Source organism: Rhodobacteraceae bacterium M385, from assembly GCA_025141835.1.
Classification (GTDB): domain Bacteria; phylum Pseudomonadota; class Alphaproteobacteria; order Rhodobacterales; family Rhodobacteraceae; genus Gymnodinialimonas.
Map to the genome: position 1 here is coordinate 3,209,070 of CP081102.1, position 14,931 is coordinate 3,224,000.

The window sequence follows — 14,931 nt, forward strand, 5'->3', positions numbered from 1 at the left end:
GATGGGGTGCAGATCATCTAATCCGAACCCCGCTACGATCAAAAACAAGCGTTGTTGGGGCCGTTGCCGGCTCTTGCGCGGTGGCCTCAGCACATCCCATCAGCGCCGCATGGGCGGCCCTATAGGCCTGCTCTGCGGCACCTGACACGACATGGGCAAACCCTGTTAACCGGATGGAGGCGGCCGAGGGCATGTTGGTCTCGTCCAAGGCCACATCGACCGAAAGCTGGGCCCATTGCGCCTCTGTTGGCAGATCAGCCAAGCGCCAGCAAATCATCGCATCGTCCATCATCCGCGCGACCGCCCCGGCGTCAGGGGCGGGCAAGGCTACGGGCGCATCCGGGTCCGTCACTGGCGCGTCCCTTTCGGGCAGGGCCGTAGGGGCCATGACAGGCAAGCGGACAGGAACGACGGGTGCCGCCCCGAACACAACGGCGGCGTGCCCTTCGGCAAAGGGAAACGGCGGCTGGATCGCCCGCTCCATCGCGTCCGGGCCTTGCGCCAGCGCCGAGGGGGGCAAGGCCGACAGAGGGAACGGATCGTGGGATGGCATGGGAGAACGCCCAAGCCGCGCCTCGACATCTGGCTGCGGGCTTGCCGCGGGCAGCAGCGCCGCAGAAAGCTGGGACACCTGCGGAGAGGCCAGCCCGGCGATTGCCTCCAACGCCCAAGGCCCGGACGGATGCAGGCGCGGTAGGATCGGGGCTTCCTCCAAGGGCGGCATCACAAAGGCCACGGGCTGCACAACGGGCCGGGCATTGGTGGGGCTGGTCGATACGTAAACAGCTGGCGACGGTGTTGCGAGGTTCGGCGGTCCGGCGACCAAAGAGGCGGCTGAAAGCACTGGAACAGCCGCAGGCGCGACAAGGGCGCTGTTCTCGGGCATCGCAGGAACCGGCGCAGGCGCGGGCAGGTTTCGCGCGACGACCACGGGGACGGTCACGGCCGGAGAGGTCACAACTGGGACGGCTGCTTCGGGCGGCACGCGCACGGGAACGACCGATTGAGGAACGTCCACTTCGGGCACGTTCGGTATCCGGACCGGCGCCAAGGTCTCTTCCGGGGCGATGTCATTGGTTTGGGGCACCGAGCGCGGCGCGGCTGTCGTGATCGCGCGGGCACTTGCTTGCAGTTCTGCGGCCAGCGCCTCAGCCATGGCGGCCGTAGCCTCGGCCTCTGGGCGCGGGGCGGGACGGCGCTCGGGCAAGGCGGCGATTTGCAGGGGGGGCTCCTCGGCAATCGGCGCTGGTGCTGGATCAACGGTGCCGGCGACGGACGGCGCCTCGGGCGGTGGCAAAATGGACGCCTCCTCAACCGCCGCATCAAGCTCGGGGTCCACGGGCAAGGCCGCGACTTCAACCTCTTCATCCACAGCCACAGCAGCCACCGCACGGTCGGGGCGTGGCGTGGGCCGGGTATCTGGTGCGGCGGGGCGCGCCGCTGTCGAGACCTCAACCGGCGGCGTCAAAAGGATAGAGGTTTCCGGGGCCGTTAGCACGACCGTCGGCTCAGAGTCCGAGTTGGCTCCCAACAGCGGACCAGACGCGGGGCCTGCGGTAATAAGCGGACCGGATGAGGGCGCTTCCAGCACGGGCGCGGGCGTGGCCGACGGCTCCGCCAATCGGGGGTTGCTTATCCACCGCCCCGGCCGGTCTTGCAGGGCCGTCTGCGCCGCCAACGGTGCGGCTAGAATACTGAATACAAATACAAATCGGATCATCGCGTCACCAAACTTGCCGCATCGAAGATCATCTCGACCCGCTGCCAGATCGGATGTGTTTCGGGTGGCAGATCAAGACCTGCTTCCGCGCAGCGCATAATTGCCCGGAAGGCCACGCCGAGGGCTTCTTCAGCGGCGTCTTGGGTGCCGTTTTCGTAGTTGGTCATTTCGATGGATTCGCGGATCAATTGGCCGTCCGCCGTTGCCTCGAATGCGACGCTGATGCGTACGGCCAACGCTTCGTCGGTCAGGTTGGAGACGTTCCAACAGCTGCGGATCGCGCCGGAAATCTGCGCAGCAATCTCGGCACGATCAGGGGTGGCAGCCTCAACTTCTGTTTGCGCGGCTTGTTCCTGCACAGCTTCCGCAGCAGTGGCCGCGGCGCGGTTCCGCTCCACCAGGTCATCCGGGCGCATCTGTGGCACCACATCGGCAGCAACGGGCGCCGCGCCAAGGGAAGCAAGAAGGCTGAGGATCAGGGCAAATCGGGTCATCGCAGGCGCATTCCTTCGGGGTTGAAGACCAGTTCGACGCGCCGCCAGCGTTCATAGCTTTCCTGTGGCAAGTCAAAGCCGTTGGCACCGCACCGCTGAATCGCCCGGCGCGCGGCTTCGTACATGACACGGGCGGCAGCCTCGGACGGCCCATCATACTCTAGCAATTCCAAAGTGCCGAAGTCGGGTACGGTGCTACGAGCCATGTCGAAACCAACGACGATGGTCGTATTCAAAGCATCGGTCGACACAGTTCCAAGGTTCCAGCACGCCTGAACCGCGACGCGGAATCCGTCACGCACCCCTTGCGACAAAGGCGGGCCAGAGGGCGCGGCGGGCGCAGGGGCCGGATCAGGCGTTTCCACGGCATCAGCCACGGCCGAGGCAATGGCTGCGGCCAAGGGGTCCACTTCCGCCTCGGACGGTGTTTCGGTTGCCGCTGGTGTCTCTGCCGGGGTTTCAACCGGGGCTTCTGCCGCGACTTCCACGGGCTCTTCTACCGGTGCGGGACGGGCCGGACGGGCTGTGGGGCGGCGCGAGGATGTCGGCCCCAAGGGCGCCGCGGCGGGTTCTTCCGCTTCGGTCACGATCTCGGTTGTGGCTTCCTCGGGCGCTGTGTCGGGCGTTTCTTCTACCGGCGCTTCTTCGGCCACTTCCGGCTCTGTGGTCTGCTCCAACACATCGGGCGCGGTTTCCACATCGGGTTCCGGCAAGGGGGCGGCCACGGGGGCAACGCGCGGCGCGCTGTCGGGACGCGGCGTTGGCGACACCTGAGCGTCCGGCGCGCCGGGTGGCGGTGCCAAGGGGGCGACATCGTCGATAACGGCTGTATCCGGAACAGGCTCTATCGGAACCGGCGTTTGCTCGGGCGGCGGGGCTTGGGTCTCGGCGGGAGTATCCTGCGCGGGTGGCGGCGCTTCTGCGGCAGGGGCCGAGGTGTCTTCCGGCGTTGCCGGCTGTTCCAGCGCGGCGGGCTGCACATCAACCAACGGCGTTGGGGCGGCGTTCGTCAGCGCGTCGAAATCCGCCACAGACATCAGCGTCACGCCTGTCACCTGAAACTCTGCCTCTGGGCTGCGATCAAGCAGCATGCCACCGAACACCACCCATGCGAGCAGTGCCAAGTGTGCTAATCCAGAGGCATAGAGGGACCGGCGCATCGTCGCGTCACTCCCCTACTTCCGAGGTGCCATTCAGGCGCGGACCGCCTGCGTCCGTGACCAGGCCGATTTCCCGGAAGCCGCCCGCGTTTAGCGCGCCCATGACTTCCATCACCTGCTCGTACGGGATGCCACCATCGGCCCGCACAAAGATGCGCGGGCTGTCGCGTTCTGCGGCAATCGCTTGAAGGCGAGGAATAATTTCGTCCCGAGCGACTTCAGTGGTTTGCAGCATCACCCGGCCATCGGCCGCGAGCGTCACGGTCAGCGGTTCTTCCTGCTCACTCGGCAATGCCTCGGCAGAGGTATCGGGCAGGTCAATCGGCACGCCCACAGTCATCAACGGGGCGGCGACCATGAAAATAATCAGAAGGCACAGCATTACGTCCACAAAAGGCGTGACGTTGATTTCCGCCATAGGACGCGCGGCACTGCGCCGTCCCCTGCCCCGCCGACGGCCCCCGCCGCCGCGCTGTGCGACCGACGCGCCCATCAGTCCAGCTGCCTGCTAAGCAGTGTCGAGAATTCATCCGCAAAGCTTTCATAGGTGCCGATGATCCCATCGGCATCGTTGGACAGTTTGTTGTAAAGGATCACCGCAGGGATCGCGGCCAGAAGGCCAAGGCCGGTGGCCAAAAGCGCCTCGGCAATGCCCGGTGCCACGACGGCAAGGGATGTTTGTCCTGAAATCGCGATCTCCTGGAAAGCGCGCATGATACCCCAGACGGTGCCGAACAGGCCCACGAAGGGCGCGGTCGCTCCGGTGGTTGCCAGAAACGTCAGCCCGTTTGTCATGCGTGAGGATTCCCGCGCAATCGCGACATCCATAGACCGGTCCACCCGCTGCTGCACACCGGGGATCAACGCGCCGTCATCGCGCAGGGACCGACGCCATTCCGTCATTCCCGCCACGAAGACCCGTTCCGAGGCCGATCTGGGCGCGTCGGCGACCTTGTCGTAGAACTCGTCCAGCGGCTCGCCAGACCAGAAGGCGACATCGAACGCCGCCGCATTGGCCCGAGACCGCCGGAACATGGCGAATTTCGAGAAGGCAATTGCCCAAACCCAAACAGAGGCCACGATCAAAGCGATCATGACCAACTGAACGATCAGGCTTGCACGAAAGAATAGAGCGATGAGGGTGAAGTCCGCCTCAGTCGCCAACGCGAGCGTTTCCGTTTCCATAAGTCTTCTGCTGTCCTCTGCCCCGGCCTCAACACCGTATGTCACGTAAGGGCGCTGTTTTTGATGCGCCTCATTTGTGTCTTAGTTTAGCAGTTGGGAAGCCCTATGGCGAACACTTCTCTGTCACGGGCTGTCACTTGCCGTGATAGCTGTGACTTTTGCGCGAATATCCGCCGGAAGACGGGCTGCACGCCCTTGTGCATTGAGGATAACGACCTTGATCCGGGCCTGAAGCAACACTTCTTCACCGCGTAGAATCCGTTGAGGCATGTCGAAACTGGCCCCTTTCAGGGTATCGAGTTGCGTCTCGACCACCAGTTCGTCGTCGTAATTGGCGGGTTTCAGGTAGTCCGCCTCGACCCGGCGCACGGCAAAAACGAGGCCCGCTGCCTTCATGTCGAGTTGCGAAATTCCGGCCTCCCGGACCATCTCGGACCGGCCACGTTCAAGGTATTTGAGGTAGTTGGCATAATAGACGATGCCCGCCAGATCGACGTCTTCGTAGTACACGCGAAGCGACCAGCGATGAATCATTGCGCCTGCCCCATCCGGGCAAACAGGCGCAGGGCGTGGGATTTGTCGGTGGCTGAGACCGGCAAGACGGGATCATAGGCGGCGCGGATCACTTCGGCGATTTCGGGCTTGAGCACGGCGGGGCCGTCTTCTTTCAGCACAGCCAGCGGAGAGGCGTTCTGGAATGCCGTATCGCTCCAGAGCAAAATGGTTTGAACGATTTGCGACAGGGCGATTGTGTCGGCCCCGGCTTGCGACATGGCGGCGTCCATGCGGATGAAGACGAAAGCGGCCTTGATGGCGCCGTCTTCGTCAAAGCGGAAACTGCGGTATTGGTTGGCCTGCGCTTCTTTCAGACGCGCCACCAAGGGGGTCACGTCAGGGATCAACCGGTCAAGATTGGGCGTTGCGGTCAACTCGTCCCAATCACGCAAGAAGAACACCATCAGGTTCGCGCCCAATTCGGCGTCTTGCTCGTCCATCTTATGGCCAGCCAATGCAACGACCGCCTCTATCGCGCCTTTGAAGACCGCGATTGTGCTGTCTTCCACACCAAAGACAATCGGCACAATCGGACGCCCCCAACGGGCGAAAAGAAACTGCCCGTCGGCACGGGTGAACAGGGCTTCAACCTGCGCTGGATCGCTCATTGTAACCCCTCCGCCACGGCGGCGCGAAAGACCGGGTCCCTGGCAAGGCCGAACGCCCGCTCTACTTCGCCGTGAGATTGGATGATCGCGGCCACCGCGCCGTCACTGATCCGCATACCGATCGCCCCTATTTCCAGACCACAGGCATGGGGCATACAGCCGGTACCGACAACCCAGTCTCCGGCCTGCACCACAGAGTTGCCAACACTCAGGCGGATCGCGAGGTCCTGCATGTCCCAAATCTGCATCGCCATGCCGAAACGCGCCCGCTCGCTGGCGTCTTGCAAGATGGAATAGGCATGTTCGCCAATCCATCGCGTGACGTCGTCACCCGGCCCCGCCGGTGCCTCGGGGGGCGCGTAGTGATAGGTTTCCGAATAGGCATCGCCCTGCCAACGGATCGTCGTAAGTGCCACTTCGATATCCCTGTCCAAACGGTCAATCTCGATCCAATCCTCACCAAAGCGGATATCCATGAGGCGTCCATCGCAGTCGGAAATCTCGCGGCTCGGCACAACGCCGGACGCACTTACTTGCAAGATAAAGTAGCCGCCACCGCAAGAATTGCCGCCATGATGATGCGCCGCCAATACCCAATCAATGTCGCCCTGCGCGGGTTCACTGGCCCATTGCACCCACCAGCGGGCGTTTTCCGGCAACGGCAACTGGGTTTGATTGTGCCACAGGGTGAACTGATAGTCCGAACCCACTGCATGAATGTCCCCAAAGCGGGTGCTGAGGACCTCGTCATACCGAAAGTCCACTTGCGCAAAGGTGGGCGCGGGCAAGAGCATGGCTGCAAGGGCAGCGATCAACAAGCGGGTCATGGGGATCTCCTCGGGGCGCATCGTTTCGGTGCCGTATGACTGGTTTCGAACCTTACGAACGGCGGCGCGCTAGATAAAACCTTCGTTTCGCGGTTGCGGCAAGCCAAGATGGCTCCACCCCTTATGGGCCAGCATCCGCCCCCGAGGGGTCCGCGCGATCAGGCCCTGTTGTAGCAAGAACGGCTCGATCACTTCTTCAAGGGCATCGCGTGGTTCGGCCAAGGCGGCGGCCACCGTTTCGATCCCCACAGGTCCACCGTTATAATTCTCGGCGATCAGCGACAGGTAGCGCCGATCCGCCCCGTCGAGACCCAACACATCGACCCCGAGGCGCGTCAAAGCACTATCGGCAATCTCTTGGGTCAGCCGGCCATTTCCTTCAACGACAGCAAAGTCGATGACCCGACGCAAAAGCCGCCCGGCAATCCGAGGCGTTCCACGGGCGCGTTTGGCAATCTCGGCGGTGCCTTTGGGGTCCGCCTCGATCCCGGCAAGTCGCGCGCCGCGGGCCACGATCTGGTCGAGTTCATCGATGGTGTAGAAATTCAGACGGGTCGGAATGCCGAAACGGTCCCGCAAAGGCGTCGTCAACAGGCCAAGGCGCGTAGTGGCGCCGACAAGGGTGAAAGGTTGCAACTCGATCCGCACAGTGCGCGCAGCGGGACCTTCGCCAATCACCAGATCCAGTTCAAAATCTTCGAGCGCGGGATAGAGGATTTCCTCGACCACCGGGTTGAGGCGGTGGATTTCGTCTATGAACAAGACGTCATGGGCCTCAAGATTGGTCAAGATCGCCGCCAAATCACCGGCCTTGGCAAGCACCGGACCCGAGGTCATGCGGAAACCCACCCCCAACTCCTTCGCCATGATCTGCGCCAGCGTGGTTTTCCCGAGGCCGGGAGGACCGTGGAACAATACATGGTCCATCGCCTCGCCGCGCTTACGGGCGCTCTCGATGAATACACGCAGGTTGGCGCGGGCCTCTTCCTGCCCGGTGAAGTCATCCAGCGATTGCGGACGCAGGGCGCGGTCGTCGTCTGGTAAACGCTCTGCGCGGAGGGTTGGGTCGGGCTCAGTCATGGAGCCACCTTATGGCAACAGAGCGCGACATTGGCCATGGGGTGCCGCAAACCCTTGCAAGGGTTTGCACAAAGCCTTGCAAGGCTTTGGGGAATAGACGTGGGCATCGGCGGTCAGTCTTTCGGGGCCAAAAGGCGCAGGGCTTGCCGGATCAGGTCCGGCGTGTCCGAGGCATCTTCGGCGGCTTGCGCCACGGCCTGCGCCGCGTCGGAGGGGCCGTAGCCAAGGTTTTGCAGCGCCGAAAGCGCCTCGGCCTGCATGTTGGAGGCGGGACGTTTGGGGGCGGCCGGTTTCTTCGGGGTGCTTGCAGCCGTTGCGGTCGCGGGCAGGTCATCGGCCACGACTGCGTCCATCGCGGCATCCAGCGTGCCGCCCATCGCCATGACGGCGGGGGCTTTGTCTTTCAGCTCCATCACCACGCGCTGCGCCAGTTTCGGCCCTACCCCCGGTGCCGCCTTGATCGCCGTGGCATCGCCTAAAGTGATCGCTCTCGCGGCGCCTTCCGGCCCCAAGGTGCCCAGGATCGCCATGGAGGCCTTCGCACCCACCCCTTGCACCGAGGTCAGCAATCGGTGCCATTCCTTTTCGTATGGCGTGAGGAACCCGAAAAGCTGCAACAAATCTTCGCGCACCAGCATCTCGGTATAAAGCGCCACGACCTCTCCGCTGCCCGGCAGCGAGGCAAGGGTTCGCTCCGAGCAATGGACAACGTAGCCCACGCCCCCCACATCAATCAGCACGTGATCCGGACCCTTGTAGTCCAACCGTCCCGTCAACTTCCCAATCATCGCCCTGCTCCTATCGCGGCGGCCAAACGGCCGGCCGTGGCGGCATGGAACGAATGGCAGATCGCAATCGCCAGCGCGTCCGCCGCGTCTGGCCCCTCGGGCGCGCAGCCCGGAAGTTGCAGCCGCACCATATGTTCCACTTGTTTCTTGTCGGCATGGCCCACGCCCACGACAGCCTTTTTGACCGCGTTGGGCGCATATTCCCCCACGACTAGCCCGGCCTGCGCGGGCACTAGCATCGCGATGCCCCGCGCCTGCCCCAGCTTCAGGGTGCCTGCGCCATCTCGGTTCACGAAGGTCTGTTCCACCGCAGCAGCTTCAGGGCGGTATTGCGCCACAACGGCGCTAAGTTGCGTGTGAAGCGAAAGAAGGCGCAGCGCCAAATCGGTTCCCTGCGACTGGCATTGGCCGTTGGCGACGTGGCTTAGGCGGCCATTCTCGGCCTCGATCACCCCCCAGCCGAGCGTTCTGAGCCCCGGGTCGATCCCAATTATTCGCATGTCGCCCGCTCCGCCCGTTAATACGCCTGTTTCCGGCTTTTCGCTCCATTAGCACGAAACGCGAACATCTCCAAGAACCGATCCCCATCGTGGGTCGTTTTCGACATTTCCCGGCATGTTTTCGACATGCCTAATTTTTGAGCGCCGATAGCGACACCTTGCGATCCAATCGCGACATTGAAACCGGGATTTATCGTTTAATTTCCGCGCATTAATTAACTTTCCAGTCATGCAGTTTCCGCATAGGTCCCATGCACAAAAAGTGGCTTGTTCGGGTGCGGGCTGCCCCCTAGATGCCGTTCATCGACGGACTGGCATTGTCCACCGTCACCCTCAAGAAACACAAACTGGAAAGGATGAGACCTATGGCCTCGATCACCAATCGCCCTCTCGGCGCAGGCTTCAATGTAACACGTGTGCTCTCCGATCTGGTGGCACGCATCGCAATTTGGAACGACGCGCGCGTCACGCGCAAAGCACTGTCGTCGCTGTCCAACCGCGAGCTTGACGACCTCGGCCTGTGCCGGGGCGACATCGATGACATCGCGCACGGTCGTTACTACCGCTAAGCGGCTGAAAAAGCTGAAACGCAAGAAGCGGCTGGGGCACATCCCCAAGCCGCTTTTTTAGTGTCTTGGAAAAGCATCGGCCTGCACAACTTCACGCTGCGCAGGCCGGAACAGAGCCTCATCGCTAGGCTCCTGACGCATTTGACTTAGCCGTCAGGCGGGCTCGCCCACCGCCAGACCAGCTTGGACAAATGCGTAAATTTCGTCGTAGCGTTCCACCATCCAAAGCGAGAGCGCGTCGGGCATAAGGATCAACGCGGCTAATTGCTCAAAGGCTTGGCCCGTCAGCATTGATTCAACTTGGAGAGAGTAGACTTCAGATCCAACGGCCCACATCAGATAGGATTTCACGGCTACTGCCACGATGAACCCTAAGATGAGACCCTTCAGCGGGAAGCCAAATCGCAAACTGGAAGACGGCTTACCGATGGAGGTGACCACCCCATCAGGATGGACGACAAACCCCATACCGCCCCGATTACGACGTCGGACGTTTTGGATACGTTCCAAACGATCGTTAAAATGTTCAGTTTCGTTTACCATCGGGCAGCTCTACTAGTTAACTGCCCCCACCACGGATGAATATAGCGAACATCCGGTATAAATACGACAACTTTTAGGCGGAATTGGATCGCCGCGCGGCGCGCCCCTTAGGACGCCTTCCGCAACGTCAATGTCGTCCATTCTCCGATCTCGTCACGCGCGTGCAAACCGAGGTTCTGCGCCTTGTATGCCGCGATCACATCATCAGCCTGCGCATTCAGAATACCAGACAAAATGACGTACCCACCGTCTTTCGTGTGCACTGCCACATCGGGGGCAAGCTCCACCAGTGGACCCTTGAGAATATTAGCGAAAACAAGGTCATAGGGGCCAATTTCCGCAATCGCCGGATGATCGAATCCAGCCGCCTCGACGCAGGAAACCAGTTTAGCGACGCCATTGGCGGACGCGTTCACAAGGGCCACATCGACCGCTTGGGGGTCAATGTCAGAGGCCATGACCGGAAGGTCCAAAACCTTCGCCGCAGCGATCGCCAATACCGCCGTTCCACAGCCAATATCGGCCACAGAATGTGGCGAAAATCCGTCCGTAAACAGTTTGTCCACGGCTTCGAGACAACCTTTTGTGGTCCCGTGATGACCCGTTCCGAACGCCATTGCCGCTTCGATCAGCAAGGGAATCGACCCCTCAGGCACCTTATCCGCGTCGTGGCTGCCATAGACGAAGAAGCGTCCCGCCTCGACCGGGTGCAGTTCTCGGCGAACGTGGGCGACCCAATCTGTCTCTGGGATTTCGGACACGGCGAAGTCCCTTGCGCCATAGGCCGCGGCAAGGATCGCCAAGGCGACCTCATCGGGGGCCTCGATGAAATAGGCGCCCACCTCGAACAGGCCCGAGCCGTCTTCCATCTCAAAGACGCCAACGCCGGTTGGCGCGGGCTCTAGCTGCTCCAAGGCTTCCCCCAAGGCTTCCGCGGGGGGCTTTTGTGGCAAGGTGGTCAAGGCGGTCCAAGTAGGCATGGGGGCTCCAATGCGATGTTTCGCCGTTCGGTAGCCGCTTTGGCGGCCTATGGCAAATCCCGCGCGACTTAACTGGTGGATTCCCGCAGATGTGGCGGCACAGGCTAATAGTATAGGCAGAAGGAAACATATGAACGGAAGGAAATACCGATGCTTAAGGGACCACGCGGCCTACTTGTGACGCTACTAGGTGCGGCCATCATCATCGCGGGCGCGTTCTATTTTGGCTTTCAGGGACAAAAGGACGATGCCGAGACCTCTCGTCTGTTCATGACCCACGCCGCCGCCGGCGAAACCGCCGAGGCGCACGCGCTGTTGTCGGCCTCGATCCGGGAACAACACAGCGTGGAAGACCTTGCCAACATCCTTTCCGGGATGGAGGTCTATACCGATATTAGTTTCCCCTCGATCAGTTTCTCCTCCTCTAACGGGTCACGCTCCACCGAACTGACCGGCACAGGCACGACCGACAGCGGGTGCGAAAGCGATCTGCGGTTCGATCTTCGGGATGGTGTCATCACCTTCTTCGACATCGCGCCTCTGTGCCGGGGTGGCGCCAGCGATGCCTGATCCGGACAACCAGCCCCCTGCCCGTCGCCCCGGCGGCTTTCGGCGCGCCATCGTGCCGATTTCACTGGCCTTGGTTGCTGTGGCCGCCCTGGGGGCGCTTGGATGGAAGGCGTTTGAAGGCCAGCGCGAAGACGTGGCCATCGCCCGCGCGTTCCTGACCCATATTGCGGCAGAGCAATTCGGCGAGGCTGAAGACCTCATGACGGCCTCGCTGATCCAGCGTGTCGGACCGGGCGGGTTAGGGCGGCTATTCGGCCCAATCGAACCCTGGGATCACATCGGCTTTTCGTCACGCAGTACCAACGGCTTTGGCGACATACGTTCAACCGACCTCTACGGGGTGGGAGAGGCCGTTTCCGGCTGCGAAAGTGAGCTTCAGATTAACCTGCGAAACAGTCGCATTCAGGCGTTTGACATCACGCCCCTTTGTCCTCGGACGGGCACTGACATCTGAGGCTAGCCCTTGGCGAGGTTACTCTGCGGGCTGCGCGTTAACGCGGCAGAAGATCGTTTCATTTCCGGTCGTTGGATGGCGCGGTACCAGAAGCGACAGCACAAAGGACACCGCCGCCATGCCACAAGCCACCACGAACACCGATGTCGGGGACACCAACCAAAGGTAGCCAAGGCCCGCAGGAAGGAACACGGCCGCGATGTGGTTAATGGTGAAGGCAACAGCCGCAGTGGGTGCGATATCTTCGGGCGAGGCGATTTTCTGGAAGTAGGTTTTGATCGCCAAGGCCAGCCCGAAGAACAGCTGGTTCAGCACGTATAGGACCGAAGCAAAGACCCACCCCAGCTCCAGAAAATAAAGCGCCATATAGCCTACAAACACTGCCGCAAGGCCCGAGTATTCCACTATCAGGGCGAAACGCTCCCCGACCCAAGAAACCACCCGCCCAAACAGGGGCGCGACCACCATATTGACGGCAAAGCCCACCATCAGAAGGCGTGTCATATCATCGGTGCCGAAACCGTAGCGCTCCACCATCATAAAGGGCACGAAGACCATGAAGATTTGGCGGCGCGACCCAGACATGAATTGCAGCGCGTAATACAGCCAGTAGCGACGGCGCAGGACCATCTCTTTCTTCTGAGGGTTCGGGCTTTCGAACTGCGGGAACAGGAAGAAACAGGCCAGCGCGATCAGCACTGTGGCCCCGCCCGACACCCAGTAGACCAGATCATAGCTCAGATCGAAGGTCTCCCACGTGGCCATAATCAGCAGGTAGGCCAGCAGCGTCGCCCCCGATCCGATGCCCATCAAGATGCCCAACACCTGCGGCGCGCGGTTCTTTTGTATCCATTGCAACTGAAGCGATTGGTTGACCGTCTCGTAGTAGTGGAACCCGATGGAGCTGAGCAGCGTCACGATCAGAAGGCCGCCCATCGAGGGGAACTGCGCCGTCATCGCCGTGGCCGCGCCCAGAAGCAGCAGGGACATCAGCCCCAACACCTGCTCGCGCACGATCAGTAGAAGAAAGATGACTCCAATCGCCAGAAAGCCCGGAATTTCGCGGACCGTATGCAACCAGCCGACATCGGAACCATCGAAGTTGGCGACCTCAACCACAAAGTTATTGAGCAAGGCCGACCACGTCGAAAATGCCACGGGCATAGCGAAGGCCATCAACGCCAACAGTGCAACGGGGCGCCGCCAGAAGGGCAGCGTCCGCCCTTCGTCCAAGGTCATCGTTTTAAGGGAGTCTCCGAGAGCCATGGCACCGACTTACGCCCATCCGCAGGGAATGGCGAGAGAGGGCGCGCGTTTTTCGAAGTCCGCCTGATCAGGTCGCCAGCACGTTGCGGAAGGCCCAAGGCTCGTTCTGATCCAAGTCCTCGTCAAACAGGTCCCATCGGTCCTGCAAAGGCGTCCAATCGGTGTAATGAGCCTCCACCGGGCCGAGATAGGGGCGTTGCACTTCCAGGCAGCGGGCGTGGTCCATCTCATCGCTTTCCACGATGCCTGCGCCGGGGTTTTCCAAGGCCCAAACCATGCCCGCCAGCACGGCGCTGGTGACTTGCAAGCCCGTTGCATTCTGATACGGCGCAAGGGTCTTGGTTTCCTCATTCGATAGACGAGACCCAAACCAAAGGGCGTTCTTCTCGTGGCCGTAAAGAAGCACGCCCAACTCGTCGATGCCTTCAACGATCTCGTCCTCACCCAGAATATGGTGGGTGGTTTGTGTTTCACCAGAGCCGAACATTTCGTGCAGGGACAGAACTGCGTCATCGCAGGGGTGGTAGGCGTAGTGGCAGGTAGGGCGGTACTCTGGCTCGTGCCCTTCGCCGACCGTGTAATAGTCACTGATCGACACGGCCTCATTATGGGTGACCAGATAGCCGAACTGCGGCCCCGGCGTGGGGCACCACGTATGCACCCGCGTCACCGCGCCCGGGCGTTCCATCCAGATCGCGGCCTTGCAGCCGGTTTCTTGGCGGTGGGCGTTTGGCGGGAACCAAGGCTCATGGGTGCCCCAGCCTAGCTCTGCTGGTTGGAACCCTTCCGAGATGAACCCTTCCACCGACCATGTATTCACGAACGACCCGCGCGGGCGAGGCTCTAGCCGTACCTGCGTGTCCCGCTCTGCGATGTGGACCCCTTTGACGCCGAGGGTTTGCATTAGCTTGGCCCATTCCTCGCGGGTGGTTGGAGTTTCCACCTTGTGGCCCGTGTCTTTGGCCAGTGTCAGCAAGCCTTCCTTCACGAACCAGCTGACCATGCCGGGGTTGGCGCCACAGCACGACACCGCCGTCGTGCCGCCGGGGTTGGCGGCTTTCTCATCGCGGACGGCTTGGCGCAGGGCATAATTGGTGCGGGCGGCGTTGTCGGTGGTGCCGAAGTAATACCCGGCCCAAGGCTCTGCCACGGTATCAATATAGGGCACGTCAATTTCGCGGCAGAAGCGCATTAGATCGAGCGAGGACGTATCCACGCTAAGGTTCACGCAGAAGCCTTTGCCGGGCGCAAGTAGCCGGCCCAACACCTCACGGTAATTGTCGGGGGTCAGCGCGGTGGCGTCAAAGGACAAGCCTTGGTCGCTCAGGAAATCATGTTGGCGCGCGTCGGGTTCGATCACGGTGAATTGGCTGCGATCATAGTCGAAGTGCCGCTCGATCAGGGGCCAAGTGCCTTTCCCAATCGACCCAAAGCCGATCATCACGATCGGACCGTCAATCTTAGCGTAAACCGGATGCGTATCGGCCATGAGAGTACCCCTTCATTAAGTGGTCGTTTCATAGGGGGGCTTGGGCAAAAATAAAACCAAAGATGCCATGGCGTCTGTCAGTTCCGCCGACACCGTACCCACGGAAAAGGCCGCCCGGGTTGGGGCGGCCTTTCAGACGCGGT

18 protein-coding genes are annotated in these 14,931 nt (G+C 61.6%); 3 read left to right on the forward strand and 15 right to left on the reverse strand.

The annotated features are described in order from the left end of the window. Positions 1-13 precede the first annotated feature (13 nt). The 11 genes from K3728_15720 to ruvC form a co-directional block, all read right to left on the reverse strand. Positions 14-1,720 (reverse strand): hypothetical protein, encoded by a 1,707-nt coding sequence (locus K3728_15720; GenBank protein ID UWQ95119.1) that lies wholly within the window; start codon positions 1,718-1,720, stop codon positions 14-16. Beyond that, a complete protein-coding gene (locus K3728_15725; GenBank protein ID UWQ95120.1) occupies positions 1,717-2,214 on the reverse strand; it encodes a hypothetical protein in 498 nt (165 codons plus the stop codon). Before K3728_15725 ends, K3728_15720 begins: the two co-directional genes overlap by 4 nt. Then, positions 2,211-3,338 carry a hypothetical protein gene (locus tag K3728_15730; protein ID UWQ95121.1) on the reverse strand — a complete coding sequence of 376 codons (1,128 nt, stop codon included), beginning with the start codon at positions 3,336-3,338 and terminating at the stop codon, positions 2,211-2,213. Before K3728_15730 ends, K3728_15725 begins: the two co-directional genes overlap by 4 nt. A 43-nt stretch (positions 3,339-3,381) precedes the next feature. After that, on the reverse strand, positions 3,382-3,867 hold the full coding sequence (tolR, locus tag K3728_15735; GenBank protein ID UWQ95122.1) for a protein TolR: 486 nt from the start codon (positions 3,865-3,867) through the stop codon (positions 3,382-3,384). Beyond that, positions 3,867-4,559 (reverse strand): protein TolQ, encoded by a 693-nt coding sequence (gene tolQ, locus K3728_15740; GenBank protein ID UWQ97588.1) that lies wholly within the window; start codon positions 4,557-4,559, stop codon positions 3,867-3,869. The genes tolR and tolQ overlap by 1 nt, the downstream gene beginning before the upstream one ends. A 123-nt stretch (positions 4,560-4,682) precedes the next feature. Then, positions 4,683-5,093, reverse strand: a complete 411-nt coding sequence (ybgC, locus tag K3728_15745; protein UWQ95123.1) for a tol-pal system-associated acyl-CoA thioesterase — start codon at positions 5,091-5,093, stop codon at positions 4,683-4,685. After that, positions 5,090-5,722 carry a hypothetical protein gene (locus K3728_15750; GenBank protein ID UWQ95124.1) on the reverse strand — a complete coding sequence of 211 codons (633 nt, stop codon included), beginning with the start codon at positions 5,720-5,722 and terminating at the stop codon, positions 5,090-5,092. Before K3728_15750 ends, ybgC begins: the two co-directional genes overlap by 4 nt. Then, positions 5,719-6,549, reverse strand: coding sequence for a hypothetical protein (locus tag K3728_15755; GenBank protein ID UWQ95125.1), 831 nt, complete (start codon positions 6,547-6,549; stop codon positions 5,719-5,721). Before K3728_15755 ends, K3728_15750 begins: the two co-directional genes overlap by 4 nt. Before the next feature lie 69 nt (positions 6,550-6,618). Continuing rightward, on the reverse strand, positions 6,619-7,629 hold the full coding sequence (gene ruvB / locus K3728_15760) for a Holliday junction branch migration DNA helicase RuvB (protein ID UWQ95126.1): 1,011 nt from the start codon (positions 7,627-7,629) through the stop codon (positions 6,619-6,621). 113 nt (positions 7,630-7,742) lie between these two features. After that, complete coding sequence (gene ruvA / locus K3728_15765; GenBank protein ID UWQ95127.1) at positions 7,743-8,417, reverse strand: Holliday junction branch migration protein RuvA; 675 nt, start codon at positions 8,415-8,417, stop codon at positions 7,743-7,745. Further along, positions 8,414-8,917: a crossover junction endodeoxyribonuclease RuvC gene (gene ruvC / locus K3728_15770; GenBank protein ID UWQ95128.1), complete on the reverse strand. Its 504-nt coding sequence runs from the start codon at positions 8,915-8,917 to the stop codon at positions 8,414-8,416. The genes ruvA and ruvC overlap by 4 nt, the downstream gene beginning before the upstream one ends. 365 nt (positions 8,918-9,282) lie before the next feature. On the opposite strand from ruvC, the gene K3728_15775 reads away from it, so the two are divergent. Next, entirely contained in the window at positions 9,283-9,486 is a 204-nt protein-coding gene (locus K3728_15775; protein UWQ95129.1) for a DUF1127 domain-containing protein, read from the forward strand. 153 nt (positions 9,487-9,639) lie between these two features. On the opposite strand, the gene K3728_15780 is transcribed toward K3728_15775, so the two are convergent. Both K3728_15780 and K3728_15785 read right to left on the reverse strand, forming a co-directional pair. Next, positions 9,640-10,029, reverse strand: a complete 390-nt coding sequence (locus K3728_15780; protein UWQ95130.1) for a hypothetical protein — start codon at positions 10,027-10,029, stop codon at positions 9,640-9,642. Positions 10,030-10,136: 107 nt separating this feature from the next. Continuing rightward, positions 10,137-11,009 carry a 50S ribosomal protein L11 methyltransferase gene (locus K3728_15785; protein ID UWQ95131.1) on the reverse strand — a complete coding sequence of 291 codons (873 nt, stop codon included), beginning with the start codon at positions 11,007-11,009 and terminating at the stop codon, positions 10,137-10,139. A 150-nt stretch (positions 11,010-11,159) separates the two neighbouring features. Between K3728_15785 and K3728_15790 the strand changes: the two genes are divergently transcribed. Together K3728_15790 and K3728_15795 are read left to right on the forward strand one after the other, a co-directional pair. After that, on the forward strand, positions 11,160-11,579 hold the full coding sequence (locus tag K3728_15790) for a hypothetical protein (GenBank protein ID UWQ95132.1): 420 nt from the start codon (positions 11,160-11,162) through the stop codon (positions 11,577-11,579). Further along, positions 11,572-12,033, forward strand: a complete 462-nt coding sequence (locus K3728_15795; protein ID UWQ95133.1) for a hypothetical protein — start codon at positions 11,572-11,574, stop codon at positions 12,031-12,033. Before K3728_15790 ends, K3728_15795 begins: the two co-directional genes overlap by 8 nt. A gap of 18 nt (positions 12,034-12,051) precedes the next feature. On the opposite strand, the gene K3728_15800 is transcribed toward K3728_15795, so the two are convergent. Both K3728_15800 and K3728_15805 read right to left on the reverse strand, forming a co-directional pair. After that, on the reverse strand, positions 12,052-13,299 hold the full coding sequence (locus K3728_15800; GenBank protein ID UWQ95134.1) for an MFS transporter: 1,248 nt from the start codon (positions 13,297-13,299) through the stop codon (positions 12,052-12,054). Positions 13,300-13,366: 67 nt separating this feature from the next. Beyond that, complete coding sequence (locus tag K3728_15805) at positions 13,367-14,788, reverse strand: saccharopine dehydrogenase NADP-binding domain-containing protein (GenBank protein ID UWQ95135.1); 1,422 nt, start codon at positions 14,786-14,788, stop codon at positions 13,367-13,369. Positions 14,789-14,931: the final 143 nt, after the last annotated feature.

Excerpts from the sequence above, each read along its gene's own strand:
- K3728_15775 (UWQ95129.1), top strand. The coding sequence starts at position 9,283 with ATGGCCTCGATCACCAATCGCCCTCTCGGCGCAGGCTTCAATGTAACA.
- K3728_15755 (UWQ95125.1), bottom strand. The coding sequence starts at position 6,549 with ATGACCCGCTTGTTGATCGCTGCCCTTGCAGCCATGCTCTTGCCCGCG.
- K3728_15805 (UWQ95135.1), bottom strand. The coding sequence starts at position 14,788 with ATGGCCGATACGCATCCGGTTTACGCTAAGATTGACGGTCCGATCGTG.
- tolQ (UWQ97588.1), bottom strand. The coding sequence starts at position 4,559 with ATGGAAACGGAAACGCTCGCGTTGGCGACTGAGGCGGACTTCACCCTC.
- ruvB (UWQ95126.1), bottom strand. The coding sequence starts at position 7,629 with ATGACTGAGCCCGACCCAACCCTCCGCGCAGAGCGTTTACCAGACGAC.
- K3728_15780 (UWQ95130.1), bottom strand. The coding sequence starts at position 10,029 with ATGGTAAACGAAACTGAACATTTTAACGATCGTTTGGAACGTATCCAA.
- ybgC (UWQ95123.1), bottom strand. The coding sequence starts at position 5,093 with ATGATTCATCGCTGGTCGCTTCGCGTGTACTACGAAGACGTCGATCTG.
- K3728_15790 (UWQ95132.1), top strand. The coding sequence starts at position 11,160 with ATGCTTAAGGGACCACGCGGCCTACTTGTGACGCTACTAGGTGCGGCC.
- K3728_15750 (UWQ95124.1), bottom strand. The coding sequence starts at position 5,722 with ATGAGCGATCCAGCGCAGGTTGAAGCCCTGTTCACCCGTGCCGACGGG.
- tolR (UWQ95122.1), bottom strand. The coding sequence starts at position 3,867 with ATGGGCGCGTCGGTCGCACAGCGCGGCGGCGGGGGCCGTCGGCGGGGC.
- K3728_15725 (UWQ95120.1), bottom strand. The coding sequence starts at position 2,214 with ATGACCCGATTTGCCCTGATCCTCAGCCTTCTTGCTTCCCTTGGCGCG.
- K3728_15785 (UWQ95131.1), bottom strand. The coding sequence starts at position 11,009 with ATGCCTACTTGGACCGCCTTGACCACCTTGCCACAAAAGCCCCCCGCG.
- ruvC (UWQ95128.1), bottom strand. The coding sequence starts at position 8,917 with ATGCGAATAATTGGGATCGACCCGGGGCTCAGAACGCTCGGCTGGGGG.
- K3728_15800 (UWQ95134.1), bottom strand. The coding sequence starts at position 13,299 with ATGGCTCTCGGAGACTCCCTTAAAACGATGACCTTGGACGAAGGGCGG.
- ruvA (UWQ95127.1), bottom strand. The coding sequence starts at position 8,417 with ATGATTGGGAAGTTGACGGGACGGTTGGACTACAAGGGTCCGGATCAC.
- K3728_15795 (UWQ95133.1), top strand. The coding sequence starts at position 11,572 with ATGCCTGATCCGGACAACCAGCCCCCTGCCCGTCGCCCCGGCGGCTTT.
- K3728_15720 (UWQ95119.1), bottom strand. The coding sequence starts at position 1,720 with ATGATCCGATTTGTATTTGTATTCAGTATTCTAGCCGCACCGTTGGCG.